Origin of the sequence: Microbaculum mangrovi (genome assembly GCF_051390635.1) — a bacterium.
GTDB lineage: Bacteria > Pseudomonadota > Alphaproteobacteria > Rhizobiales > Tepidamorphaceae > Microbaculum.
This window is the reverse complement of the sequence record NZ_JBPODT010000003.1, coordinates 387,798-410,641: the sequence shown is the minus strand read 5'-3', so window position 1 is coordinate 410,641 and position 22,844 is coordinate 387,798. Positions and strand designations below refer to the sequence as shown.

The window sequence follows — 22,844 nt, the reverse complement described above, 5'->3', positions numbered from 1 at the left end:
CAACACATACACCCTGTGTTGCATGCCACCCCTCGCGGATCGAGATGCCAACCGGGTCCGGGCCGTGGTATACATGGGGTAATCGGCTTCCACGGCAGGCGCATTCAATGACAACCAGCGGTGTATCACAGCGGAGAACCGGAGTGACGCCGCCGTCACAACCGCCTCTGGTGGCGATCGGCGCAGCCGCACTTGCCGTCCTGCTATTCGGTGGCGGTTTGCTCTGGGCGCGCTTCGGCGAGGCGGTCTATGTCGAGCGCATCCTGGCTGCGATCACCAGCTGCTTCTGACAGGCTTCCGGTCCACGAAGCATCTCGGGCCTCGCGGCTCCCGCAACAGCGCGCCCCGCCTTCCTCTCACACAATCAGCTCGTAGGCCGGCAGCGTCAGGAACTCCTCAAACGTTTCCGAGGTCGACATGTCGCGAAACAGAGCAATCGCGTCCGGGAAGCGGCCCGCGTCGTAGACGGCGGCGGTCAGGTCTTCGCGAACCCCTGCCATCTCGTCGTCGAGCGTTTTCAGGAACAATTCCGTGGAAACGGTCCGCCCGTCCTCGAGCGCGGCGCTGTGACGGAGCTGCTGCCAGATCTGGGCCCGGCTGATCTCCGCCGTCGCGGCATCTTCCATGAGGTTGTAGAGCGGCACGGCACCGCGCCCGCGAAGCCACGCCTCGATGTACTGGACACCCACGCGGATGTTTTCGCGCAAGCCCGCTTCGGTGCGCGTGCCCTCGTGGATTTCCAGCAGTTCGGCCTGGCCGAGCGCAACGTCCTCGCGCTTGTTGTCGAGCTGGTTCTGGCCCGGCATCAGCCGGTCGAACACCTCCATCGCGACCGGCACCAGGTCGGGATGAGCGACCCATGTCCCGTCGTGACCGTCTCCGGCTTCGCGTTCCTTGTCCGCCTTCACCTTGGCGAGCGCGATCTCGTTGGCTTGCGGATCGCGCCGGTTGGGGATCTGCGCGGCCATTCCGCCCATGGCGAAGGCGCCGCGGCGATGGCAGGTCTTGATCAAGAGCAGCGAGTAGGCGCGCAGGAAGGCCTTGCCCATCACCACCTGACCGCGGTCCGGCAGCAGGAAGGCCGGGTTGTTCCGGAGCCGTTTGATGAAGGAGAAGATGTAGTCCCATCGGCCGCAATTGAGGCCGACAATATGGTCCTTCAGCTCCCAGAGAATCTCGTCCATCTCGAAAGCGGCCGGCAGCGTCTCGATCAGGATCGTCGCCTTGATCGTTCCGTGCGGGAGACCGAGGGCATCCTGCGTATGAACGAAGACATCGTTCCACAGCCGGGCCTCGAGATGGCTTTCCAGCTTGGGTAGATAGAAATAGGGCCCGGCGCCGGCGGCGAGCGCCTTCTTGGCGCTGTGAACCATGTAGAGCCCGAAGTCGAACAGGGCGCCGGACACCGGCTCGCCATCGACCAGCACATGGTCCTCTGGCAGGTGCCAGCCACGCGGGCGCACCAGCAGCACGGCCGGGTCGGACCGCAACTTGTATTCCTTGCCGCTATCGGGATCGACGAAATCGATCTTGCCGTCCCATCGGTCCTTCAGGTTGATCTGGCCTTCCACCTGGTTGTCCCAGGTCGGCGCCGTCGCGTCCTCGAAGTCGGCCATGAAAACCTTGGCGCCGGAATTCAGCGCGTTGATCACCATCTTGCGGTCGACGGGACCGGTGATCTCGACACGGCGATCAAGCAGCGGCTCCGGGATCCGGGCGACGGTCCAGTCGCTCTCACGGACGTGACGGGTCTCCTCCAGGAAATCCGGCAGTTCCCCGGCGTCGAACCGCTTCTGGCGCTCCAGGCGCATCTTCAGAAGACGGCGACGCTGCTCGTCGAAGCGACGGTGCAGGTCAGCGACGAAGGCAAGCGCCTCGTCGTTCAAGACCTCGTCGTAGCGCTCCTTCAAAGCGCCGCGAATTTCCACGCCGGCCACGTGTGCGGTTGCGCCCATAACGCCGCTCCTCATTGCATTTGCCCGTTTGCGTTTTCTTGCTGGTGCCGGGCAGTGTCACATATGGCGCGGCGCGGTGAAACAATCGTCGCAAACCGGCTCTTTTTCCAAATTGGAAATAATCTGACCCCGCCTTCTCCATTCAGGCAATCCAAGTAGCGGGTGCCTGCCGACGCGACGAAAAGCCTGAAAAAACGGGCGTTTCGTAACCAAACCACAAGAGTTCACCGTTTACCCATGCAACTTCATGGGAGAAATGCAGAACACCTTCGGGGCAACAATGATCATCAAAACCATCGCAATCGGGGCCGCGGCCTTGCTGGCGTCTGTCGGCATAGGCGCCACGCAAGACGTGCCGACCCCGACGACTTCACTGATCGACGAACGCGTGATCGCCAACATCCGGGATTTCCTGGACGCGCCGGTGGTCTGGCGTTCGGTCACGGCACGCAACAAGGTCACCGCCGGCCTCTCCGACGCCGACATCGACACGCTCGACAAGCAGTGGCGGGCCGAGCGCGAGGTCGCCGACCAGCCGATCATCGCCAGCGTGCTGACCAGCCCGCTCTCGAGCTATCTGACACGCATCCAGGCCGGCAACCTGGGCCTGTACAGCGAAATCTTCGTCATGGACGCGGCCGGGCTGAACGTCGGCCAAAGCGCCACGACGTCGGACTACTGGCAGGGCGACGAAGCCAAGTTCCAGAAAACCTATCCCGTCGGGCCGGAGGCGATCTTCGTCGACGAGGCCGAATTCAACGACACGACCGGCACCTGGCGCGCGCAGGTCAACGTGACAATCGTCGATCCGGACGGACGGTCCATCGGCGCGGCGACGGTTGAAATCAATCTCACGGAACTGCAGCGCCGCCGGCTGCTGGGCCTCAATTCCTGATCCGGAGTCCGACCATGACAATCGCCAAGAAACTCGTCGTCAGCTTCGGTGTCATCGTTTTCCTGAACATCCTTGTCGGCGTCCTGATCTGGACGGCCGGCAACCGCATCAGCAACGCCAACACCGAGGCCGCCCGGGTCGCGAGCATCGCCGGCGCGATCGCCGGCATCTCCACCTCCTTCGAGGCCGAGCAGGGAACGATCCGCGGCTTCGTGATGTCGGGTGACCGCTCCTTCCTCGATTCCGCCAATGCGGCGCAGCAGCGCCGCGCCGAAGCCACGGCGCTGGCCCGTGATGTCGTCACCCCCGGCTCGGAGCTTGCGGCCGAACTCGACGGCGTCTTCGGCCAGATGTCGAAATGGGGCGCTGAGATCCGCGATCCGCAGATCGCGCTCATGCGGCACCCGCTGACCGTGGACGAAGCCCGGCTCTACGAGGCCTCGGGGCAGAACGAGGCCCAGATCGGTGTCATCCGGGCCGGCCTTCTGAACGCCACGCGCATCGCGGAACAGATGACTGCGGCGGGCACCGCGACGGTTGCCGCCGCGGTGAGCCTTACGCGAACCGTGATCCTGCTTGGGGTGGCGGCGGTCGTTGCCGCGGCGATCGGACTGGGCATCTGGGTGCAGCGCACCGTGACCCGCCCGGTGCTGACGCTGACCGCGCAGATGAGCGAACTGGCCAATGGCGATACCGCGCTTGCGGTCCAGGGCGTCGACCGCAGCGACGAGATCGGCGCCATGGCGAAGACCGTCGAGGTGTTCCGCGCCAACGCCATCGAACGGGCCCGGCTCGAGCAGAAAGCGGCCGGCGAGCAGGAGCGGGACGCCGAACGGCGGCGTCGGGTCGAGAGCCTCATCAACGGCTTCCGAAGCGACGTGACCGAAGCCCTGCAAGCGGTCTCGGCGAACATGGACCAGATGCGCGAGACGGCGCAGGTTCTCACCGGGATCGCCGGCAGCACCGCCGGTCGCGCCTCGAGCGTTTCGTCGGCATCCGCGGAGGCATCCTCCAATGTGCAGACCGTGGCCGCCGCGGCCGAGGAACTCGCCAGCTCGATCACCGAGATCGGGCGTCAGATCAGCGAGACCAACTCGACCGTGCATCAGGCGACCGAGGCGGCACGGCGGTCGAACGACCAGATCTCCGGCCTCGCATCCGCGGCACAGCGCATCGGCGACGTGGTCGGCCTGATCTCCGACATCGCAGAGCAAACCAACCTGCTGGCCCTGAACGCCACGATCGAGGCGGCCCGCGCAGGCGAGGCCGGCCGTGGCTTCGCCGTGGTCGCCAGCGAAGTCAAGACGCTGGCCGGCCAGACCGCGAAGGCGACGGAGGACATCTCCGAGCAGATCACGGCGATCCAGCAATCGACCGGAGACGCCGTCACGGCGATCCAGGCGATCGCCAAGACGATCGAGGAGGTAAACGACCACGCTTCCGCCATCGCCGCGGCGATCGAGGAGCAGGGCTCGGCGACCGCGGAAATCAGCCGCAACGTAGCCGTTGCGGCATCCGGAACGCAGGCGGTCGTGGAAAATGTCGCCGGCCTGGATGCCGCCGCGGGGGAGACCTCTCAGTCGGCCGCGCAGGTCGAGACCGTCACGTCTTCGGCCGTCGCGGAGACCGAACGGCTGCGCCAGTCGATCGACCGGTTTCTGGCCGACGTCGCGGCCGCCTGACGTCCGCGACAGCCGAACCTATCGAGGCGGGCCGCCCGTTGACGGGTGGCCCGTCTTTCTTCGTCCTGATGCGATAGGCGGATCGTCCTCGGCCCAGTAGGCCGGTTCCCAAGTTTGGGCGCATTGGAACCAAATTAACTTCGTTGCCCTAGAAGCCCCCCTCGGCGCCATCGTGCCGCTGAGGACCCACGGAATGATCATCGATCTGCGGCACTACTCGTCCCATGAGCCGGTAGCGGCTTCGGTCTGCGTCGCTGGGGCCGGACCGGCCGGCATCGCGCTGGCGCTCGAACTGGCCGGCAAGGGCATCGATGTCGTCCTGCTAGAATCCGGCGGCCATGGCTACGAGTCCGACACGCAGGCCCTTTACGAAGGAGACGTGGTGGGCGACGCGAACACGGACGTCGCCTCCTCGCGCCTGCGCGAATTCGGCGGCACGTCCGGCCATTGGACCGGGCTGTGCGCACCGCTCGACCCGATCGATTTCGAAGCGCGCCCCGGCGTCCCCCATTCCGGCTGGCCGATCTCGCGGACCGATCTCGATCCCTACTACGCCAAGGCGCAACCCTATCTTCAGCTTGGTCCCTTCGACTACACCTTCGCCGACTGGAAGGCCCGGCTCGACGAGCCGGCGCTGCCGCTCGATCCGGCAATGGTCGGCGATGCCGTCTACCAGCAAAGCCCGCCGACCCGGTTCGCGGAGACCTACTGGGATCCGATCGAGGAAAACCCGCATATCCGCTGCTTCCTGCATGCCAATCTCATCGACATCGCGTTGAAGGACGACGCGGTCGACCATTGCGAGTTCTCGACGCTGGAGGGCGGCACGCTGCGCGTTCGCGCCGAGACCTATGTCATCGCCTGCGGCGGCATCGAGAACGCCCGCATCCTGCTGAATTGCGACACGCAGCGGGCCGGCGGCATCGGCAACGAGAACGACCTCGTCGGCCGTTACTTCATGGACCATCTCAACTGCGAGGTCGGCACGGTCCTGTTCGCCGACGAAACCATCGACCTTTCGCTCTACAACGAGGTGGTCGAAGCCGACGGAACGGCGATGCAGGTCGGGCTGAAACTGCCGTTCGACATCATGCGGCGAGAGCAACTGCTGAACAACACCGCCTTCCTGGTGCCGCAGTACGAAAACACCACGTTCAGCAACGACTTCCGCGGTCACGGCTGGGTTTCGTTCTCCGCGATCGTCAAGGCCTTCGCGCACGGGCAAAAGCCCGACCGTTTCGCCGAAAACTACTGCAATGCTGTAGAGGACGCCGACACCATCGCGGTCGGCATCTATCGCCATGTGATGCGCCCGTTCGCCGCCAAGGGCCTGGCGCTGGCGGCCAAGCTCCGGCAGGATGCCGAGCAGTCGCCCAATCCGGCGAGCCGCGTCTATCTGGTCGAGGATACCGATCCCTTCGGCTGGCGGCGGATCGCTCTCGACTGGCGTATCGCGCCGTCCGACCTGCTCAGTCTGCGCCGGACCCATGAACTGATCGGTGCAGCGATCGGGGCGGCCGGCCTCGGACGGGTCAATGTCGGCATCACCGAACCGCCGGATCTCGACGTCGTCTATACCGGTTACCATCACATCGGCACGACGCGGATGAGCGACGCCCCCAAGACGGGCGTCGTCGACAGGAACTGCCGCGTCCATTCGGTGAAGAACCTATACATGGCCGGCAGCTCGGTCTTCACGACCGCGGGCACGGCCAACCCGACACTCACGATCGTCGCACTCGCCGCGCGTCTCGCCGACCACCTGGCAGGCATAGTCACGGTCCCGGTCACGGCCACGGGTGCACGGTCGATCGGAAAGAGCTGAGCATGGGCAAGATCACACGCAGACTGGCAATCGGGCTGACGGGTATCGTCGGCATCGGTGCCGTGGCCTATGGCGGGTCGCTGTTCGCCTGCCGGTTCGTGCCGCGCAAGCACCCTGATTTCTTCGCGCTGCTCAATGCCGTTCCAGACAACGCAGCCGCACGCCGCATCGGCCGGGCCATCGTCGCGGCGGGGCACGCGCCAGCCGACTTCGACCGCCTCGCCGCCCTCATTTCGCAGCGGCCGCTGATCCGAACCGCCCTGTCGACCGACTGTCCAACGACGCGAAAGCGGCTCGTTCAGGACCAGTGCAGCGCCGACTTCGCCGACGGCCGCATGGTCAGCGTCGACGGTTGGATCCTGTCGGAGACCGAAGCCAACCTGTGCGCGGCGGCATGGCTCGCCGAGGGCGAAACCGCCTAAGCCGCCGGGTTGTCGATCCGCCCGGCGAGGCCATCCGGCATCGTTCCGCCATAGGCCCAATCGAGCAGTTCCACCGTGTGGATGATAGGCAGGCCCGTGCCGCTGCCGATCTGCGTCATGCACCCGATATTGCCCGCGGCGATCAGGTCCGGCACGGTGCTCTCGATGTTGCGCACCTTGCGGTCGCGCAGACGCTCGGCGAGCCTCGGCTGCAGGATGTTGTAGGTGCCCGCCGAGCCGCAGCAGATATGGCCTTCGGGCACGTCCTTGACGGTGAAGCCCGCCGCCGTCAGGAGCGCCTTCGGTTCCTCGCGGATCTGCTGGCCGTGCTGCATCGAGCAGGCCGAATGGTAGGCGACCGTCAGGCCGGGGGCCCCGGACGGCGCCGGCAAGTCGAGGGTCGCGAGATACTCGGTGATGTCCTTCGCCAGAGCCGACACCGTCGCCGCCTTGTCGGCATAGGTCGGGTCCTCGCGCAGCATGAAGCCGTAATCCTTGACCGTGGTGCCGCAGCCGGACGCGGTGATCAGGATGGCGTCGATGCCGTCGCCTTCGATCTCGGCGGTCCATGCGTCGACATTGGCCCGGGCGAAATCCAGCGCCGGCGCTTCCTTGCCCATGTGATGGACGAGAGCCCCGCAGCAGCCCTCCCCCTTCGGCAGCACGACCTCGATATCGAGCCGGTTCAGAAGACGGATGGTGGCCGCGTTGATGCCGGGATCGAGCACCGGCTGGGCGCAGCCGGAAAGCAGCGCGACGCGCCCGCGCCGCTTCCGCTTCGGCGCAAACACGGCCGGCCCCTCCATCTCGCCGCGGGACGGCAGGGCGGACGGGGCCAGCGACAGCATCGCGGCGACACGCTGCAGCCCGGGGGTCGCCTTGAAGACCGGCAACATCAGTCGGCCGAGCAGCGCGCCACCGAGCGCCAGCCGGAAGCGGCCGGGATAGGGCAGGATCGCCGCCAGCAGCGACCGCATCGCCCGGTCGTGCCAGGGACGGGTATAGGTGTCCTCGATATAGGCGCGGGCGTGGTCGACCAGATGCATGTAGTGGACGCCGGAGGGACAGGTCGTCATGCACGACAGGCACGACAGGCAGCGGTCGACGTGGCGCACGACCTGCGCCGAAGCCGGCTTGCCGCCCTCGAGCATGTCCTTGATCATGTAGATGCGCCCGCGCGGGCTATCGAGCTCATCGCCGAGTTCGAGATAAGTCGGACAGGTGGCCGTGCAGAACCCGCAATGGACGCAGGTTCGCAGGATCTTTTCCGACGACGCCATATGCGGATCGGCGAGCTGGGCCAGGGAGAAATTGGTCTGCATCGGCTCACACGCCCGCGTACATACGACCGGGATTGAGCACCCGGTCGGGATCGAAGGTTTCTTTCAGCTTCCGCGTCAACGCCATGACCGGTTCGGGCCGCGGCTCGAAGACGGCTATCGCGGCGCGGATCTCGCCGGGCGCACGCATGCACGTGGCATGACCGCCGGCATCCGACAGGGCCGCGCGGATCGCAGAGCCGCCCGCATCGCCCTCGGCCGGCACGGCGCCCCAGATCAGGCCGCCGCCCCAGTCGTAATACAGGCGCGCACCGGTCGCGTCGCGGATCGCGGCGGCAACCTCCGGGGCCTTGTCCGGGGTGGTCGAGATCTTCCAGACGGCCTCGTCGTCATGCGCGGCGAGCGGTTCCAGCTCGCCGATCGCGGCCCAGCGCGCCGCGCTGTCGGCCCCGCGCAGGATCTCGCAGCCGCCGAAGCCGGCGAGTGCATCGCCGAGCGCCTTGCCACGATAGGCCATCTGGGTCTCGAAGCCCTCCAGACGCAGGAGCGTGCGCGCCGGCGCGCCGGCGACGGCGGGCAGATGCGCCGCGCCGGTGACTTCCCACGGGCTGCCCAGCCCGGCCGAAAGGCAGGCGACAGCCTGATGGTCTTCCAGTCCCTCGAAGACCAGCGTCGCCTCGGTCTCCGGCGCGGGCAGCGCCTTGAACGTCACTTCGGTGAGGACGCCCAGCGTGCCGAAGGCACCGCTCATGAGCTTGACCAGGTCCAGGCCGGTGACGTTCTTCATCACGCGGCCGCCCGACTTCACCGTCTCGCCAGCGCCGTTGACGAACCGCACGCCGATCAACGAGTCGCGGGCCGCCCCGGCATGGACGCGGCGCGGACCGGACAGGTTGCACGCCACGACCGCGCCGATGGATGCCTTGTCGGGGTCGCCACCGTAGAGCCGGTGCAGACGCGGCGGGTCGAAGGGCAATCGCTGGCCCTGCTGCTTCAGTCTCGCCTCGATTTCGGCGAGCGGCGTGCCGGCTCTTGCCGCGATCACCAGCTCGCTCGGCTCGTAGAGCGTGATGCCGGCGAGCTTGCCGAGCGACAGGGTGGCGGCGGCCTGTACGGGCCTGCCAAGCGCCAGCTTGCCGCCACCGCCGGCGATTTCCAATGGCTCGGACCTGGCCCGGGCCGCGCGGACGATCTCCTCGACCGCCGCTTCGCTATCAGGTGTGTACTGCGCCATAGCCGGGCTCAGGCTGCCTCGTTCGTCTTGAGCCGGACCGGTTCGGGCCGCCCGGCAAGCGGGAACACCTTGGCCGGATTGAGCAGCCATTGGGGGTCGAGCATGGTCTTGATGCGCATCTGCTGGTCGAGGTCGATCGCGTTGAACTGGCTTGTCATCAATTCCCTTTTCTCGATGCCGACGCCGTGCTCGCCGGTGAGGCAGCCGCCGACCTCGACGCAGAGCTCGAGGATGTCGGCACCGCAGGCTTCGGCCTTTTCGAGCTGCTCGGGATCGTTGACGTCATACAAAACGAGGGGGTGCAGGTTGCCGTCGCCGGCATGGAAAATGTTGGCGACGCCGAGGCCGTAGCCTTCGCAGATCTCGGAGATCTTCACCAGCACTTCGGGCAGGCGCCCGGTCGGGATCGTGCCGTCCATGCACATGTAGTCGGAGATACGGCCCATGGCGCCGAAGGCCGACTTGCGGCCCTTCCAGATCGCGGCGCTCTCGGCCGGCGTCTTCGCCTCGCGCACATGCACCGCGCCGTTGTCCCTGGCGACGGCGACGATCTTGGCGAGCTGCTCGACGATTTCCTCTTCCGAGCCCTCGACCTCGATGATCAGCATCGCCTCGACGTCGAGCGGATAGCCGGCGTGTGCGAAATCCTCGCAGATGCGGATCGCGGGCCTGTCCATGAACTCGATCGCGACCGGCAGCATCCCCTGACCGATGATATCGGAAACGCAGGTGCCGGCATCGGTGTTCGAATTGAAGCCGAGGAGCACTGGGCGCGCGCCCTCCGCCTTGGGCAGGATGCGGAGCACGGCCTCGGTGACGATGCCGAGCTGGCCTTCGGAGCCGGTCATCAGCCCGAGCAGGTCGTACCCGGGGCTGTCCATATGCGTGCCACCGAGCTCGATCACGGTGCCGTCCATCAGGACAACGGTGAGACCGAGCACATTGTTGGTGGTGACACCGTATTTCAGGCAGTGGGCGCCCCCCGAATTCATCGCCACATTGCCGGCGATGGTGCAGGCAAGCTGGCTCGAGGGATCCGGAGCGTAGAAGAACCCGAGATGATCGACGGCGCCCGACACGGCGAGATTGGTGACGCCCGCCTCGACCCTGATCGCGCGGTTGGCGGTGTCGATGTCGAGCACCCGGCTCATGCGCGAGACGCCGACCACCACGGAATCGGCGAGCGGCAGGGCGCCGCCGGCCAGCGACGTGCCGGCACCGCGGCCGATCACCTTCACGCCCTCCTCGTTCAGGACCGCGAGAACCCGCGATACCTCGTCGGTCGTGGCGGGCAACGCCACGGCGAGCGGAATCTGCCGATAGGCCGTCAGGGCATCGGTCTCATAGGCGCGTAACTCGTCCTCGTCGGAGATCACCCAACGGGCACCGACGACCTCCCCGAGTCGCTCGACTATGCGCGCGCGCTTGGCCAGAATGCCCGCGTCGACGGCCGGTAAAGCCAGGGAAGACATAGGGTTTCTCCTTCAACCGGCCCCTCGTTCCAGTGGCGGCCGGTTTTTTTCCTTGATGCAGTTTGCCAACGTATCCGTTACTCTCATGAACAAAAGTCTACAAGAATTGTTTCCCTGAGGGAAAATAACACTGGGGGAGGACATGGCCGACCTGACGGATATGGAAATCTTTGCCAGGGTTGTGACGGCTGGGAGCATGTCGGCGGCAGGGCGCGAAATGGGGCTTTCGCCGGCGGTCATCTCCAAGCGGGTCCGGCGCCTGGAGGAACGGCTCGGGGCCCGACTGCTGCAGCGCACGACGCGACAGATCGCCCTGACCGAGGACGGACAGGGCTACTACGAGCGGGTTATCGGCATCCTCGCCTCGATCGAGGAAGCCGAGTCCTACGTCACCCGACGCAACGCGGCGCCGCGGGGGACGCTTAAAATAACCGCCCCGACGTCGTTCGGGCGCATGCATCTCGCGCCCAACCTCGGCAGATTCGCCGAACTCTATCCCGACCTGACGCTGAGCCTGATGCTGTCGGACAGCTTCGTCGACATCGTCGGCGAGGGTTACGATCTGGCGGTGCGTATCGCGGCGCTCGAGAACTCGAGTCTGATCGCACGCAGGCTCGCGCCGAACCACCGCGTGATCTGCGCCTCGCCGGCCTATCTCGAACGCGAGGGCGAACCCGAGACTTTGGCGGAGCTGGTCCGCCACAATTGCGTGTTCGCCACCCACCAGGACCTTTGGCAGCTCGAAGGACCGGACGGGCCGACTTCGGTTCGCGTATCAGGGAACCTGCAAACCAATTCGAGCGAAGTGGTGCGCGAAACGGTGATCGCCGGCCTCGGCATCGCGCTGCGATCGACCTGGGACGTCGGTCCGGCGCTGCAGCGCGGCGAACTGAAGATCATCCTGCCGGACTTCCGGGAGTCGCGGCGCGTCGCCGTCTACGCGGTCTATCCCAGCCGTCGCTTCTTGCCCGCGCGGGTCAGGGTGTTCATCGATTTCCTGGCCGAGCTGTTCGGGCCGGAGCCCTACTGGGACGAGGGACTGGACCTGACGTTCCTCGATCCCAAGGCGGGGCCCGACCGCGAGGCGGCGGCCTGACGCGCGCGGCCATGGTCTTCGCTATCTTTCGCAACGATTCACGGTGTTTCGCCGACGCGGGTGCGAGCGCCTCGCATTGGCTGGCCATCCCCTCTACCCTACGATTAGGTTAGTCGCCAATATAGTGCGCAAAGCTGATAGTGATTCGGGAAATGATCATTCGACTGGCAATTTTCGCTGTATTTTCACTGGTTATCGGCAGTGGTATCAGCGGCAACCTCGCTCACGCCGGCGGCAATGCCGGCAAGGGCCAGGACCTGTTTCATACCTGCGCGGCCTGTCACCAGATCGGCAACGGGGCGAGAAACGACGTCGGCCCCGTGCTCAACAATATCATCGGACGACGTGCGGCGAGCCGCGACGGCTTCGTCTATTCGCGGGCCATGAAGGAAAAGGGCGCCGACGGCCTGGTGTGGACCGAAGCGACGCTCGATGCCTACCTCGCCAATCCGCGCAACTACGTGCGCGGCACGCGCATGGCCTATGCCGGCTTGCACGATGACGTCGCCCGCGAGGACCTGATCGCTTTTCTGAAGACGCTCAAGTTCGACGGCCCCGCCGAAACGAAAATCCTGAAATAGGACCGCCCGCCGGCTCGCTCGCCTGCTTTACTCGCCAGCCTCACTCGTCGATGTGACCGCCGCGGATACGGCGCACGAGGAGCCAGACGAGGAGCACCGCGACAGGCACGGCTGCCGCGGTCGCCAACGACGGATCGAAGGCGATACCGAGCACCTTCTCGCCGCCCTTAGCGAGGTAGCCTATCAGGCCGACGATATAGTAGCTGACGGCGGCAACCGACAGGCCCTCGACGGTCCGCTGCAGGCGCAGCTGCAGGCGGGCGCGGCGGTTCATCGACTGCAGCAGATCGCGGTTCTGGCTTTCCAGCTCGATGTCGACGCGGGTTCGCAACAGGTTGGATGTCCGTGCGAGCTTCTGCGACAGATCAGTAAGCCGCCGTTCGACACTGTCGCAGGTGCGCAGCGCCGGCTTCATGCGCCGGGATAGAAATCCTTCGATCGACCCGTATCCGGGAATGCGCTCCTCGCGGATAGAAACGAACCGCTGCGTCACCAGTTCCCAGTAGGCGCGCGTCGCACCGAAGCGGTAGGTCGCCCCGGCCGCTTCGGATTCCACCTCGGCCGCGAGCCCCACCAGCTTTTCGAGCAGGTCGCGGGAGAGCTGCAGACCGACCTCATCCTTCATGCGCAGCGTAAGGGCGGCGAGTTCGTTCTCGATGCGGTCGACGATCGGGCCGATGCGCTGGGCTTCGGGAAGGCCGAGAATGGCGAGGGTGCGATAGGTCTCGATCTCCAGCAGACGCTGCACCAGCGCGCCGGCGCGCGCCGGCGTCAGCCGCGCGTTCGCGACCAGGATGCGCGTGAAGCCGGACGGATCGGGCCTGAAATCGGTGGCGACGACGGCGCCACCGCTATCGGCGCGCGCTACGCACAGGCTCGAGGAATCGAATATGCCGAGATCCGGCAGGTCGTCTTCCAGTGGCGCCAGCGCCAGACGGGTCGCGGCGATCAGAGGCCCGGGCGGTTTCGGCAGGAAGGCGGACAGGGAGGCGATGTTCGGGGCGGCGAAAGCATCGTTGGGCGGCGGGGCGACGGCCAGCGTCATGGTGGTGAATTCGGTGTGCCGTTCCCAGCGCAGCTCGGCGCCACCGAGGGTGACTACATGGTGCCGCGCGCCGGGGCCCGGCGGCAGGGCGCCGTGCGCCGTGCAGAAGCGGCCAAGCGCTTCGAGCTCCTCGGTCGCTTCCACGTCCGACAGGAAGGCCATGTGATGGAGTACGCGCGGCGTATCGAGCGGCCGGAAGGGGCGTGCATGCACCTCCCCCACCAGCGCATCGCGCAAAGGATGGATTTCAAACAGCGCCTGGGCCTTCGTTGGCTGCTGCGAGCCGTTCTGTTGCGCAGTGTCGTCCATGTGCGTCGTCCATGTGCGGTCGCCGTCGGGTGACGAAAAATCGGCGGCGACCCTAAACGAGCGGCTCGGCGAGGCAAGCCTTTTTGAGGGGCTATTGCAGCAGGTAGCTCGGCAGCCAGAGCACCAGCGCCGGGAAGGCCATGCACAGGAGCAGGCCGATGACCTGCAGCGCGACGAAGGGAATGATGCCGCGATAGATGTGCTGGATCGTCACCTCGGGCGGGGCCACGCCCTTCATATAGAACAGCGCGAAACCGAACGGCGGTGTCAGGAACGACGTCTGCAGGTTCACCGCCGCAAGGACCAGGAACCAGATAACGTTCGCCTGGGTGACCCCCTCCCAATCGCCGACATGACCGCCGAAATCGAGCAGGCCAACGATCGGCGCGAACACCGGCAGCACGATCAGCGTGATCTCGATCCAGTCGAAGAAGAAGCCGAGCAGGAAGATCATCAGCATCAGCACGGACAGGATGCTCCACGGGCCGACGCCGGTGGCCTGGATGAACTCGATGATCAGATGCTCGCCGCCGAGCGTGCGGAAGACGAAGGAAAAGCAGGTCGCGCCGACGAAGATGCCGAACAGCATGCCGCCGGTCAGCGCCGATCGCTGGCAAACCTCCACGAAGACATTCCAGGTCAAGGTCCGATTGAAAACGGCAAGCAGTATCGAGCCGCCCGCACCGACGCCGGCGGCTTCGGTCGGCGTGGCAAAACCGGCGAAAATCGAGCCGAGCACCAGCACGATCAGTAACACGGGCGGAACGAAGCTGCGCAGGATCATCACCCAGAACTCGCCGCGGTCGGCCGGGCCGATATCGTCCGGCAGCGGCGGTGCGAGCTGCGGCTTAACGTGGCACAAGGTCCAGATGTAGACCGCGTAGAGCAGCGAAAGCAGCAATCCGGGAATGATGGCCCCGATGAACACCGTGCCGACGGGAACCGACAGCAGGTCGGCCATGATCACGAGCATGATCGATGGCGGGATGAGGATGCCGAGGGTTCCGGACGCGGCGATGGTGCCCGTTGCGAGCGGCAGATGGTACTGCCGCTCCAGCATGACGGGCAGCGCCAACAGCGTCATCATCACCACCGAGGCGCCGATGATGCCTGTGGTCGCGGCCATGATGGTGCCCATCAGCGTGACTGACAGGGCCAGGCCGCCGGGAACGCGGCGCAACAGCACCTGCAATGCGTGCAGTAGGTCCTTGGCGACGCCGGACTTCTCAAGCATCGTCCCCATGAAGATGAACATCGGGATGGCCACGAGGACCGGGCTCTCCATGGTGCCGCCGTAGATCCGCAGCGGTATCAGGGAGAGCTGCTGGAGACGGAAGACGCCGGCAAGGTCACCGATCAGGGCAAAGGCCAGCCCGACACCGCCAAGCACGAACGCCACCGGATATCCGGTGAACAACAGCAGCGCCAGGACGAAGAACATCCAGAGCGGCAGGAACTCGATGAATATGTCCATAGTTCCCGCCCTCAGCGTTCCGCGGCTATCGGTTCAACGGCGTCTTCGGGGATATCCGCGTGATGGGTTCCCGCGTAGTAGCCGGACGCGGACCGCAGGGCCTCCGGTCCGAACAGATAGACGACGCACTTCACAGCGACCGCGACGCCGGCGAGCCCGAGGATCAGGAAGCCGAGCGGCAGGAACGACTTGATGATGAAGCGCAGCGGCAGCCCGGTCTGGGCCGACGACTGCTCTAGGAGCTTGAACGAATTCTGGGCGAAGTCGTAGCCGAAGCGGATGACCACGTAGCAATAGGCGACGAGGAAGAAGATGCAGCCCAGGAGCTCGATCCAGACGCGGGTGCGCGGGGCGAGCTTGTCGCGGACGAGCTCGATGCGCACATGCGCGTCCTTGATGTAGGCATAGCCGAAGCACAGCAGGAACAGGACCGCGTGCAGATGCCATTCGGCTTCCTGCAGCTTGGTCGAGGTAAAGGTGTGATACCAGCCGGTCTCGGCGAAGGTCGGCCAGAACTCGAGCATTTTGCGCTGGCTGACGTCGTAGACGATGATGAAGATCATCGGCACGTAGAGGAACGACGCGGCCTTGCCGATCCGGACGGTCATCTCGCCAAGCGCGTCGCTCTCACGCAGATAGAACGACCAGCCGTCGGGGCTGGCCCGGCGCGCGGCGATCCAGATGGCGATCGCAACAAGCACCAGGGTGGCCACCACGAGCGGGCCGGATACGTTCGTCGTGACTTCGTGAATGGACAGGACCGCTGAAGAAAACGCGTCACCGTCCTCCGCCGCCTTGGTAATCAGCCGCAAGTCCGCACGCGACATCTCGAAGGCATCGTCAACGGGGACGGAAACCGCCATCAGTGTCGCTGCGGTGAGGAAGTAGCCCGGCCGGGTTACCTTCACGGCGGCAACGAAAAGGGCGAAAAAACCGATGACAAGCGCGATCCAGTGAAGACCGAACGGCGCCATCACGACGGCGAAGGCCGAGATCACGGCCACTAAAGCGCTCAGGGTGCCCATCGAACCGAAACCGTCCGTAAGTGCACGGCCCGGACGCGCCGGACCGTGCATCAGGTTCTTCTAATACGGCTCAGTCGAGGTAACCGAGGTCCTTCCACTTCTTGTAGTTCTCGCGGAACGTCGCCAGCGATTCCCAGACGCGGGCGAAGTCGGCATCCGCGGCAACCTGCTCGGCCACGACCTCGTCCCACGCAGCCTTCAGCTGGTCCAGGACCTCCGGCGGCCAGCGGTGAATCTGCACGCCGTTCTTCTCAAGTTCCTGAAGCGCCTTGAACTGGATCGCCTCGCCCTCGGCCAGGCCATAGGCGATGGCGGCATCGCACACGGTCTCGATCTGTACCTTCTGGGTGTCGGACAGGCTCTCCCACAGGTCGAGGTTGATCATCAGGTCGAACAGCGTCGCCTGCTGATGCCAGCCCGGGAAGTAGTAGTGCTTGGCGACCTGGTAGAAGCCGAGGTTCAGGTCGATCGCCGGCATGGAGAATTCGGTGGCGTCGATCGTGCCCAGCTCGAGCGCCGGGAAGATGTCGCCGCCGGCCAGAAGCTGGGTCGAAACGCCCATCTTCTCCATGACCTTGGCGCCGAGGCCGAAGAAGCGCATCTTCAGGCCCTTGAGATCGTCAACCGACTTGATCTCGTTCTTGAACCAGCCGGACGCCTCGGGCGCGATGACGCCGCAAGTGACCGAGTGGATGCCGTACTTCTCGTAGATCTCGTCGAACAGCTCCTTGCCGCCGCCGAACTTCATCCAGGCGATGTATTCGCCGGCCTGCGGTCCGAACGGCACCGCCGCGAAGAGCTGCAGGGATGGCACCTTGCCGGCCCAGTAGCCCGGCGTGGACCAGCCGGCTTCGACGGCACCCGACGCAACCGCGTCGAACACCTCAAGAGCGGGAACCAGAGCGCCTGGTTCCTGGAAGACGAGCTCGATATCACCATCGGTGACCGCCTTCAGTTGCTCCGCAATGTGCTTGCCGAGCGTTCCAAGCTGGGTCAGCGAGCCCGGATAGGTCGACTGCAAATTCCACTGCTCGGCTTTCGCAGCGCCCGCAAAGCCAACACCAAGAGCCAGAGCCGATACGGCGAGTAGTTTCTTCATCTGTTGAAGTCCCTCCCTGTTGAACGACGCCCCCGGATTCTGCGTTCCGAGTTTTGCGTCGCTCCGCAAACATACGGCGTATTTCGCCTTCGCCGACTAAAAATAGACCGAACACACGAGCGGAGACTAGTCATCCATTGGTGGCAAAGCGTTTCGGAACGCCGTTTACTTGCCGAAATTTTGGGCACATGCGTCGCGGGCGGCGGCGCAGCCGGCCGGTTCAGCCTCGATTCCTCGGCCGTATCGCCGCGAACTCAGGCCGTCAGCTCGCGATAAAAATCGTAGGCCGCCAGAATAATAACGATCCCCACCACGACGGCGAGATCGATGCGCTTCACGTAGACGACGAGCACGCCCAGGAATGCCACAAGCGAGATCAGCGCCAGGGAAGCGAAGAGCCTGTCAGTCCACATTGTCCGGCACTCCCATCTTCGTCGCATCACGCATGTGTCGCCAGCTCCCCCACCAGCCAGCGCGCGGTGCGCAACAGCCGTCCGTCCTGCCCGCGACGACCGACGAGCTGAACGCCGATCGGCAGACCGTCATCGCCGACCATCAGCGGCACGGTGACCGCAGGCACCTGGCAATAGGTCCAGATCGTGCAGAACGCGGGGTCGCCGGTCGACGCCAGCCCGGGCGCCTCGCCCGGGGCTGCCGGTGTCACGATCGCGTCGTAGCGATCGAAGATCTGGTCGAGCGCGGCGTTCAGGATGTCGATCCATTCCTTCGCGAGAATGTAGTCGACCGCGAGAACGCCCCTCCCATCCTCGATGATCTCGCGAAGGCGCGCGCTCAATCGATCGTGGCCGGTATCGTAGTACCGGGCGAAATGGCGGGCGATGTCGGCATTCATGACGGTGCGATGCAGCTCGATCGCCCGGTCGAAAGGCTCGGGCAGCGCAACCTCGTCGATCGAATCGCCCAACGCGTCGCAGAGTTCGGCGAAGCCGGCGCGGGTGTCTTCGTCGGTCCGGTCCCACACCGGCGTGCGCACGAAGGCGAGGGTCGGGCGCACCGGCGGCTCGGTCGTCGCGGTCTCGTGGAGCTTCGGCGACCCGGTCGTCCGCATCCACGGGTCGGCGGGATCGTATCCGGCGATGACATCGGCAAGCAGCGCGGCGTCCTCGATCGATCGGGCCATGGTGCCGAGGGAATCGAAAACCGGCGACTCGGTCAGCACGCCGCGGCGCGAGACGAGATCGTGGCTCGGCTTGAAGCCGTAGACGCCGCAGAAGGACGCCGGGCGGATCACCGAGCCGTTGGTCTGGGTACCGAGCGCACCGGGCACCATGCCGGCGGCGACGGCGGCCGCTGAGCCGGACGACGAGCCGCCCGGCGTGCGGGCGGGGTCGTGGGGATTGCGCGTCTTGCCGGGGGCATAGACCGCGAGCTCGGTTGTGACCGTCTTGCCCAGGATCACGGCTCCGGCGGCGCGCAACCGGGCCACCACCGCGGCATCGTCGCCGGGGCGGCGCCCCTGATCGAGAACCGTGCCCCGTTCGCACGGCAGGCCGCGCACATCGATGATGTCCTTGATGCCGATGGGCACGCCGTGCAGGGGACCGAGCGGCCGCCCGCTGGCCCGGTGCGCGTCCAGGGCCCGCGCCTGCGCCAGGGCATAGTCCGCGTCGAGGTGGGCCCAGGCGCAGACCTCCGGCTCGCGATTGGCGATGCGGGCAAGGCAGGCTTGCGTGACCTCCTCCGCCTTGACCGTGCCGGCGGCCACGAGGCCCGCGAGCTCGACAATCCCAAGGTCAGCCAATCCGGTTCCCGGCATCTCGTTCATCGCCCGCGCCCCGCTAACGGCCATAGACCTGCTCCGGAAGCCAGAGGGCGATTTCCGGGAATATGTACAGCAGCGCCATCGCGGTGAAGATCATCACCAGGTACGGCATCACGCCGGCGAAGATCTGCGTCAGACGCACGTGTGGCGGGGCTATGCCTTTCAGGTAGTAAGCCGCCATCGCCATCGGTGGTGTCAGGAACGAGGTCTGCAGGTTGAGCGCGATCAGGATGCCGAACATCAACGGATCGATGCCGAAGTGCGGCAGCAGCGGCAGGAAGATCGGCACGAAGATGATGATGATCTCGCTCCACTCGAGCGGCCAGCCGAGCAGAAAGATGATCAGCTGGGCGATAATCAGGAACGTGATCGGCGACAGGTCGAGGCCGAGCACGAATTCGCTGATCAGCTGCTCGCCGCCGAGATACGAGAACACCGAGGAGAAGGTCCACGACCCGACGAACAGCCAGCACACCATGGCCGACGTCCGCACGGTTAGATAGACCGCCTCGCGCAATCGCTGCCAGGTGAGCGCCCGGTAGGCGATGGCCAGGACAAGGCCGCCGAGGGCGCCGATGGATGCGGCTTCCGACGGCGTCGCCAGCCCGAACAGGATAGCCCCGAGCACCGACAGGATCAGAAAGGCGAGCGGAAAGAACGAAGTCAGCAGCATGATCACGACCTGCCCCGCCGAGACATCGCCGATTTCATCCTCGGTTGGTTTCGGCGCGATCTTCGGATTGAAGGCCGCGCGGCCCATCACGTAGAGGAGATACAGACCGGCCAGCATGAACCCCGGGAACAGCGCGCCGGCATAGAGCTTGACGATCGACACGCCGGACGTCGCCGCGTAGACGATCAGCATGATCGAGGGCGGGATCAGGATGCCGAGACAGCCGCCGGCGCAGATGACGCCCGAGGCGAAGCTGGTGTCGTAGCGGGCCTTCAGCATCGCCGGAAACGCCAGCAGGCCCATCAGCGTGACAACCGCGCCGACGATACCGGTGGCCGTTGCGAACAGGGAGCACGTCACCAGCGCGGCGATCGCCATCGAGCCCGGCAGGCGGCGGGCGGCGATATTGAGGGTCTGGAATAATCGGTCGACGATATTCGCGCGTTCGACGATGTAGCCCATGAACAGGAACAGCGGCACCGCCGTCAGAACGTCGTTCGACATGACCGAATAGGTCTGATTGACGAACAGGTCGAAGACGCGGTTGTCGAAGATCGTCCGCATCCGTTCCGGGTCGTAATAGGCGTAGTAGCCAAAGCCCAGGCCCATGCCCATCAGCGTGAACGCGATCGGGTAGCCGAGCAGAATCACGAAGATGAAAGCGCCCAGCATGAAAACGGCGACTTGCGGGTCAGTCATGGCCGGTCACCGTCGGTTCGGGTTCTGTTGTCGGCGTCCGCGTCGTTTTCACGTGGGGTGACGACGTCGACGGCTTCGGAATAGTGGCGCAGTTCGTTGCGTTCGTATTCGCGCAAGAGAACCTGCTCCAGCTCCTCGACGTCCTCGAGATGCTTGGGCCAGACGCCGGTGCGCATGCACAGAATGCAGCGACATACCTGGGCGAGCCCCTGGATGAACAGAAGCAGACCCGCGGCGATGATGATGGTCTTGAACTGGAAGACCGGGATGTTCGCCGGGCTCATGACGCTGACCTCCAGGTAGCGCCAGGAGCGGCTGGCATAGCGCCATCCCGAGAAGATCAGGGCAAGCACGGCCGGGAAGAAGAAAATCAAATACAGAACGAGTTCGACCTTGGCCTGGGTCTGCGGCTTCCACAGGCGGTAGAGGAAGTCGCCGCGCACATGGCTATCGCGCGACAGCGCGTAGGCACCGGCCATCATGAACAGCGCGCCGTAGCCCATGTAGCTGACGTCGAAGGCCCAGGGCGTGGGATCGCGCAGCACGTAGCGCACGAAAACCTCGTAACCGACGCCGAACGTCATGACGAGGATCAGCCAGGCGAACGCCTTGCCGAACCAGGCCGTGAACTTGTCAATGAAGAAAATGAAGCGTTCCATCTATGCCCCTGGCCGCGCGGCCGAAGGGGCGGCGCGGCGCGCCGCCCCCGGTCATCAAACACGGATCGAACAATCCATCAGAAGCCGAGCTTGCCCGGGAAGTAGTGTTCGTAGGCAAGCTTGTAGTCGGCCGTGTTCATCAGATCGTAGAAGGCGACGCGCTCCGACCAGGCGCGCTGGCTGTCGACGACCTTCTTGAAGAACTCGTCCTGCATCAGGGTATCGAGAACCGTGTCCCAGGATACCAGCTGGGCTTCCATGACCGAGGTCGGCGTGCGGTAGACGTTGACGCCATCCTCGTTGATCAGCTTCTGCAGGTCGCGCGAATAGTTGTCCATCGCGAGACCGTAGTTGGCGGTGTTGGCCGCCTCGGCACCATATTCGAGAATCGCCTGCTGCTCGGCCGGCAGCGACTCGTACAGGTCCTTGTTGAAGATGATCTCGAAGAACTCGGCGGCCTGATGGTATGAGCCCATCATGTAGACCTTCGAGACGTCCTGAGCGCCGAAACGACTGTCCGAGGTCGGATTGTTGAACTCGAACGCCTCGATGACGCCACGTTCCAGCGCCGGCACGATTTCGCCGCCGGGAAGCTGCGTAACGCTCAGTCCCATGCCCTGCATGATGTCCGTGGCCAGACCGACGGTCCGGTACTTGAGGCCCTTCATGTCGTCGGCCGACTTGATCTGCGTCTTGAACCAACCGAGCGGCTGGGTGGGCATCGGCATGGCGAAGAACCCGACCACGTTCAGGCCGAGCTTGTCCTGCACCAATTCGCGGTACATGTCCTTGCCGCCGCCGAAATGGATCCAGGCCAGGATCTGCGAGGCGTTGGCGCCGAACACCGGACCGGTACCGAACAGCGACGCGGCCTTGTCCTTGCCGTACCAATAGGCCGTCACGGTATGGGCGCCGTCGAGCACACCGTCGTGGCAGGCGTCCTGCACCTGAAAGGCCTGGACAACCGCTCCGGACGGCAGCAGGTCCACCTTGAGGCGTCCGCCGGACATCTTCTCGACGCGGTCGGCGTATTGCTGCGCCATTTCCTGGAAAATGTCGGACGCACTCCAAGAACTCTGCATCTTGAGCGTCTTGGTCTGGGCTCGCGATACCTGAGGCATCGCGACGGTGGCGGCAGCACCGCCGGCGACCGTGGCAGCACCGGCGAGGAACTTGCGACGGCTCGCGTTTTTCGGCGCGTCGGATTTGGCTACCGATTTGGCATCTTCTGATTTGCTGGACATAGACAACCCTCCTAAAGGTCGTTTCCCCAAGCGACCTAAGTCGCGAAAACCGCAGCGCGTTCTTAAGCTTTGTCTCGCACGACGGTGTCGTGCCGACCGCCATATTTTGTCGTCGATCCTCATTTTGTACGGGATCAGCGCTCGGATTATTCATTTGAACGCAACGTATTCGCATTTAGCAACGAAAATCGGAGAACATCGCCTTTTCCGAACGAGAAATATTCCTTATCAGGTCAGCATTGCTTCCCTAATTCGTGACGCTCCCGTGACGGCAACAAGCAACGCAAACGCGGGGCAACGCGGATACTGGCCAACGCAGACACCGGGCCTGGATCGACACCGGCAAAATCCCGGGTTCCAGTGGATCACACTTGCGGGTATCTACGTCGGTG

General features: G+C 65.0%; 20 protein-coding genes. 7 read left to right on the top strand and 13 right to left on the bottom strand.

The window, feature by feature from the left end; all coding sequences use genetic code 11:
• The first annotated feature begins 143 nt into the window (after window positions 1-143).
• Window positions 144-290: a hypothetical protein gene (locus ACSF9G_RS14700; RefSeq protein ID WP_436642833.1), complete on the top strand. Its 147-nt coding sequence runs from the start codon at window positions 144-146 to the stop codon at window positions 288-290.
• Window positions 291-356: 66 nt separating this feature from the next.
• Here ACSF9G_RS14700 and aceB read toward each other — a convergent pair whose 3' ends face one another.
• Entirely contained in the window at window positions 357-1,955 is a 1,599-nt protein-coding gene (gene aceB, locus ACSF9G_RS14695; protein ID WP_436642832.1) for a malate synthase A, read from the bottom strand.
• A gap of 280 nt (window positions 1,956-2,235) precedes the next feature.
• Between aceB and ACSF9G_RS14690 the strand changes: the two genes are divergently transcribed.
• The 4 genes from ACSF9G_RS14690 to ACSF9G_RS14675 all read left to right on the top strand — a co-directional run bounded on the left by ACSF9G_RS14690 (window position 2,236) and on the right by ACSF9G_RS14675 (window position 6,779).
• On the top strand, window positions 2,236-2,850 hold the full coding sequence (locus tag ACSF9G_RS14690) for a hypothetical protein (protein WP_436642831.1): 615 nt from the start codon (window positions 2,236-2,238) through the stop codon (window positions 2,848-2,850).
• 14 nt (window positions 2,851-2,864) lie between these two features.
• Window positions 2,865-4,532 (top strand): methyl-accepting chemotaxis protein, encoded by a 1,668-nt coding sequence (locus ACSF9G_RS14685; protein ID WP_436642830.1) that lies wholly within the window; start codon window positions 2,865-2,867, stop codon window positions 4,530-4,532.
• Window positions 4,533-4,725: 193 nt separating this feature from the next.
• Window positions 4,726-6,357 (top strand): GMC oxidoreductase, encoded by a 1,632-nt coding sequence (locus tag ACSF9G_RS14680; protein WP_436642829.1) that lies wholly within the window; start codon window positions 4,726-4,728, stop codon window positions 6,355-6,357.
• Between the two features lie 2 nt (window positions 6,358-6,359).
• Window positions 6,360-6,779, top strand: coding sequence for a hypothetical protein (locus ACSF9G_RS14675; RefSeq protein WP_436642828.1), 420 nt, complete (start codon window positions 6,360-6,362; stop codon window positions 6,777-6,779).
• Here ACSF9G_RS14675 and glcF read toward each other — a convergent pair.
• The 3 genes from glcF to ACSF9G_RS14660 are packed head-to-tail and all read right to left on the bottom strand — an operon-like array spanning window position 6,776 to window position 10,765.
• Entirely contained in the window at window positions 6,776-8,101 is a 1,326-nt protein-coding gene (gene glcF / locus ACSF9G_RS14670; RefSeq protein WP_436642827.1) for a glycolate oxidase subunit GlcF, read from the bottom strand. The genes ACSF9G_RS14675 and glcF overlap by 4 nt on opposite strands.
• Window positions 8,102-8,105: 4 nt before the next feature.
• Window positions 8,106-9,293, bottom strand: a complete 1,188-nt coding sequence (gene glcE, locus ACSF9G_RS14665) for a glycolate oxidase subunit GlcE (RefSeq protein WP_436642826.1) — start codon at window positions 9,291-9,293, stop codon at window positions 8,106-8,108.
• Window positions 9,294-9,301: 8 nt separating this feature from the next.
• The gene (locus tag ACSF9G_RS14660) at window positions 9,302-10,765 is read right to left on the bottom strand and encodes an FAD-linked oxidase C-terminal domain-containing protein (RefSeq protein WP_436642825.1); all 1,464 of its coding nucleotides are present in this window, start codon (window positions 10,763-10,765) and stop codon (window positions 9,302-9,304) included.
• 142 nt (window positions 10,766-10,907) lie between these two features.
• On the opposite strand from ACSF9G_RS14660, the gene ACSF9G_RS14655 reads away from it, so the two are divergent.
• On the top strand, window positions 10,908-11,861 hold the full coding sequence (locus tag ACSF9G_RS14655; protein ID WP_436642824.1) for a LysR family transcriptional regulator: 954 nt from the start codon (window positions 10,908-10,910) through the stop codon (window positions 11,859-11,861).
• 152 nt (window positions 11,862-12,013) lie between these two features.
• Complete coding sequence (locus ACSF9G_RS14650; RefSeq protein WP_436642823.1) at window positions 12,014-12,442, top strand: c-type cytochrome; 429 nt, start codon at window positions 12,014-12,016, stop codon at window positions 12,440-12,442.
• A 40-nt stretch (window positions 12,443-12,482) separates the two neighbouring features.
• Here the strand turns inward: ACSF9G_RS14650 and ACSF9G_RS14645 are convergent, their stop codons facing one another.
• The 9 genes from ACSF9G_RS14645 to ACSF9G_RS14605 form a co-directional block, all read right to left on the bottom strand.
• Window positions 12,483-13,796, bottom strand: coding sequence for a DUF3422 family protein (locus tag ACSF9G_RS14645; protein WP_436642822.1), 1,314 nt, complete (start codon window positions 13,794-13,796; stop codon window positions 12,483-12,485).
• A gap of 91 nt (window positions 13,797-13,887) precedes the next feature.
• On the bottom strand, window positions 13,888-15,270 hold the full coding sequence (locus tag ACSF9G_RS14640; RefSeq protein ID WP_436642821.1) for a TRAP transporter large permease: 1,383 nt from the start codon (window positions 15,268-15,270) through the stop codon (window positions 13,888-13,890).
• Window positions 15,271-15,281: 11 nt separating this feature from the next.
• Window positions 15,282-16,295: a TRAP transporter small permease subunit gene (locus ACSF9G_RS14635; protein ID WP_436642820.1), complete on the bottom strand. Its 1,014-nt coding sequence runs from the start codon at window positions 16,293-16,295 to the stop codon at window positions 15,282-15,284.
• Between the two features lie 70 nt (window positions 16,296-16,365).
• Window positions 16,366-17,394, bottom strand: coding sequence for a TRAP transporter substrate-binding protein (locus ACSF9G_RS14630; RefSeq protein WP_436642819.1), 1,029 nt, complete (start codon window positions 17,392-17,394; stop codon window positions 16,366-16,368).
• Between the two features lie 254 nt (window positions 17,395-17,648).
• Window positions 17,649-17,807 (bottom strand): hypothetical protein, encoded by a 159-nt coding sequence (locus ACSF9G_RS14625; RefSeq protein WP_436642818.1) that lies wholly within the window; start codon window positions 17,805-17,807, stop codon window positions 17,649-17,651.
• A 26-nt stretch (window positions 17,808-17,833) separates the two neighbouring features.
• Window positions 17,834-19,204: an amidase gene (locus tag ACSF9G_RS14620; RefSeq protein WP_436642817.1), complete on the bottom strand. Its 1,371-nt coding sequence runs from the start codon at window positions 19,202-19,204 to the stop codon at window positions 17,834-17,836.
• Window positions 19,194-20,549 (bottom strand): TRAP transporter large permease, encoded by a 1,356-nt coding sequence (locus tag ACSF9G_RS14615; protein ID WP_436642816.1) that lies wholly within the window; start codon window positions 20,547-20,549, stop codon window positions 19,194-19,196. The genes ACSF9G_RS14620 and ACSF9G_RS14615 overlap by 11 nt, the downstream gene beginning before the upstream one ends.
• Window positions 20,546-21,208 carry a TRAP transporter small permease subunit gene (locus ACSF9G_RS14610; RefSeq protein WP_436642815.1) on the bottom strand — a complete coding sequence of 221 codons (663 nt, stop codon included), beginning with the start codon at window positions 21,206-21,208 and terminating at the stop codon, window positions 20,546-20,548. The genes ACSF9G_RS14615 and ACSF9G_RS14610 overlap by 4 nt, the downstream gene beginning before the upstream one ends.
• Before the next feature lie 77 nt (window positions 21,209-21,285).
• On the bottom strand, window positions 21,286-22,452 hold the full coding sequence (locus ACSF9G_RS14605) for a TRAP transporter substrate-binding protein (RefSeq protein WP_436642814.1): 1,167 nt from the start codon (window positions 22,450-22,452) through the stop codon (window positions 21,286-21,288).
• Window positions 22,453-22,844 lie beyond the last annotated feature (392 nt).

Coding starts and splice junctions, on each gene's coding strand:
- ACSF9G_RS14650 (WP_436642823.1), top strand. CDS start 12,014: ATGATCATTCGACTGGCAATTTTCGCTGTATTTTCACTGGTTATCGGC.
- glcE (WP_436642826.1), bottom strand. CDS start 9,293: ATGGCGCAGTACACACCTGATAGCGAAGCGGCGGTCGAGGAGATCGTC.
- ACSF9G_RS14625 (WP_436642818.1), bottom strand. CDS start 17,807: ATGTGGACTGACAGGCTCTTCGCTTCCCTGGCGCTGATCTCGCTTGTG.
- ACSF9G_RS14655 (WP_436642824.1), top strand. CDS start 10,908: ATGGCCGACCTGACGGATATGGAAATCTTTGCCAGGGTTGTGACGGCT.
- ACSF9G_RS14685 (WP_436642830.1), top strand. CDS start 2,865: ATGACAATCGCCAAGAAACTCGTCGTCAGCTTCGGTGTCATCGTTTTC.
- ACSF9G_RS14630 (WP_436642819.1), bottom strand. CDS start 17,394: ATGAAGAAACTACTCGCCGTATCGGCTCTGGCTCTTGGTGTTGGCTTT.
- ACSF9G_RS14635 (WP_436642820.1), bottom strand. CDS start 16,295: ATGGGCACCCTGAGCGCTTTAGTGGCCGTGATCTCGGCCTTCGCCGTC.
- glcF (WP_436642827.1), bottom strand. CDS start 8,101: ATGCAGACCAATTTCTCCCTGGCCCAGCTCGCCGATCCGCATATGGCG.
- aceB (WP_436642832.1), bottom strand. CDS start 1,955: ATGGGCGCAACCGCACACGTGGCCGGCGTGGAAATTCGCGGCGCTTTG.
- ACSF9G_RS14615 (WP_436642816.1), bottom strand. CDS start 20,549: ATGACTGACCCGCAAGTCGCCGTTTTCATGCTGGGCGCTTTCATCTTC.
- ACSF9G_RS14640 (WP_436642821.1), bottom strand. CDS start 15,270: ATGGACATATTCATCGAGTTCCTGCCGCTCTGGATGTTCTTCGTCCTG.
- ACSF9G_RS14620 (WP_436642817.1), bottom strand. CDS start 19,204: ATGGCCGTTAGCGGGGCGCGGGCGATGAACGAGATGCCGGGAACCGGA.
- ACSF9G_RS14605 (WP_436642814.1), bottom strand. CDS start 22,452: ATGTCCAGCAAATCAGAAGATGCCAAATCGGTAGCCAAATCCGACGCG.
- ACSF9G_RS14660 (WP_436642825.1), bottom strand. CDS start 10,765: ATGTCTTCCCTGGCTTTACCGGCCGTCGACGCGGGCATTCTGGCCAAG.
- ACSF9G_RS14610 (WP_436642815.1), bottom strand. CDS start 21,208: ATGGAACGCTTCATTTTCTTCATTGACAAGTTCACGGCCTGGTTCGGC.
- ACSF9G_RS14680 (WP_436642829.1), top strand. CDS start 4,726: ATGATCATCGATCTGCGGCACTACTCGTCCCATGAGCCGGTAGCGGCT.
- ACSF9G_RS14675 (WP_436642828.1), top strand. CDS start 6,360: ATGGGCAAGATCACACGCAGACTGGCAATCGGGCTGACGGGTATCGTC.
- ACSF9G_RS14690 (WP_436642831.1), top strand. CDS start 2,236: ATGATCATCAAAACCATCGCAATCGGGGCCGCGGCCTTGCTGGCGTCT.
- ACSF9G_RS14645 (WP_436642822.1), bottom strand. CDS start 13,796: ATGGACGACACTGCGCAACAGAACGGCTCGCAGCAGCCAACGAAGGCC.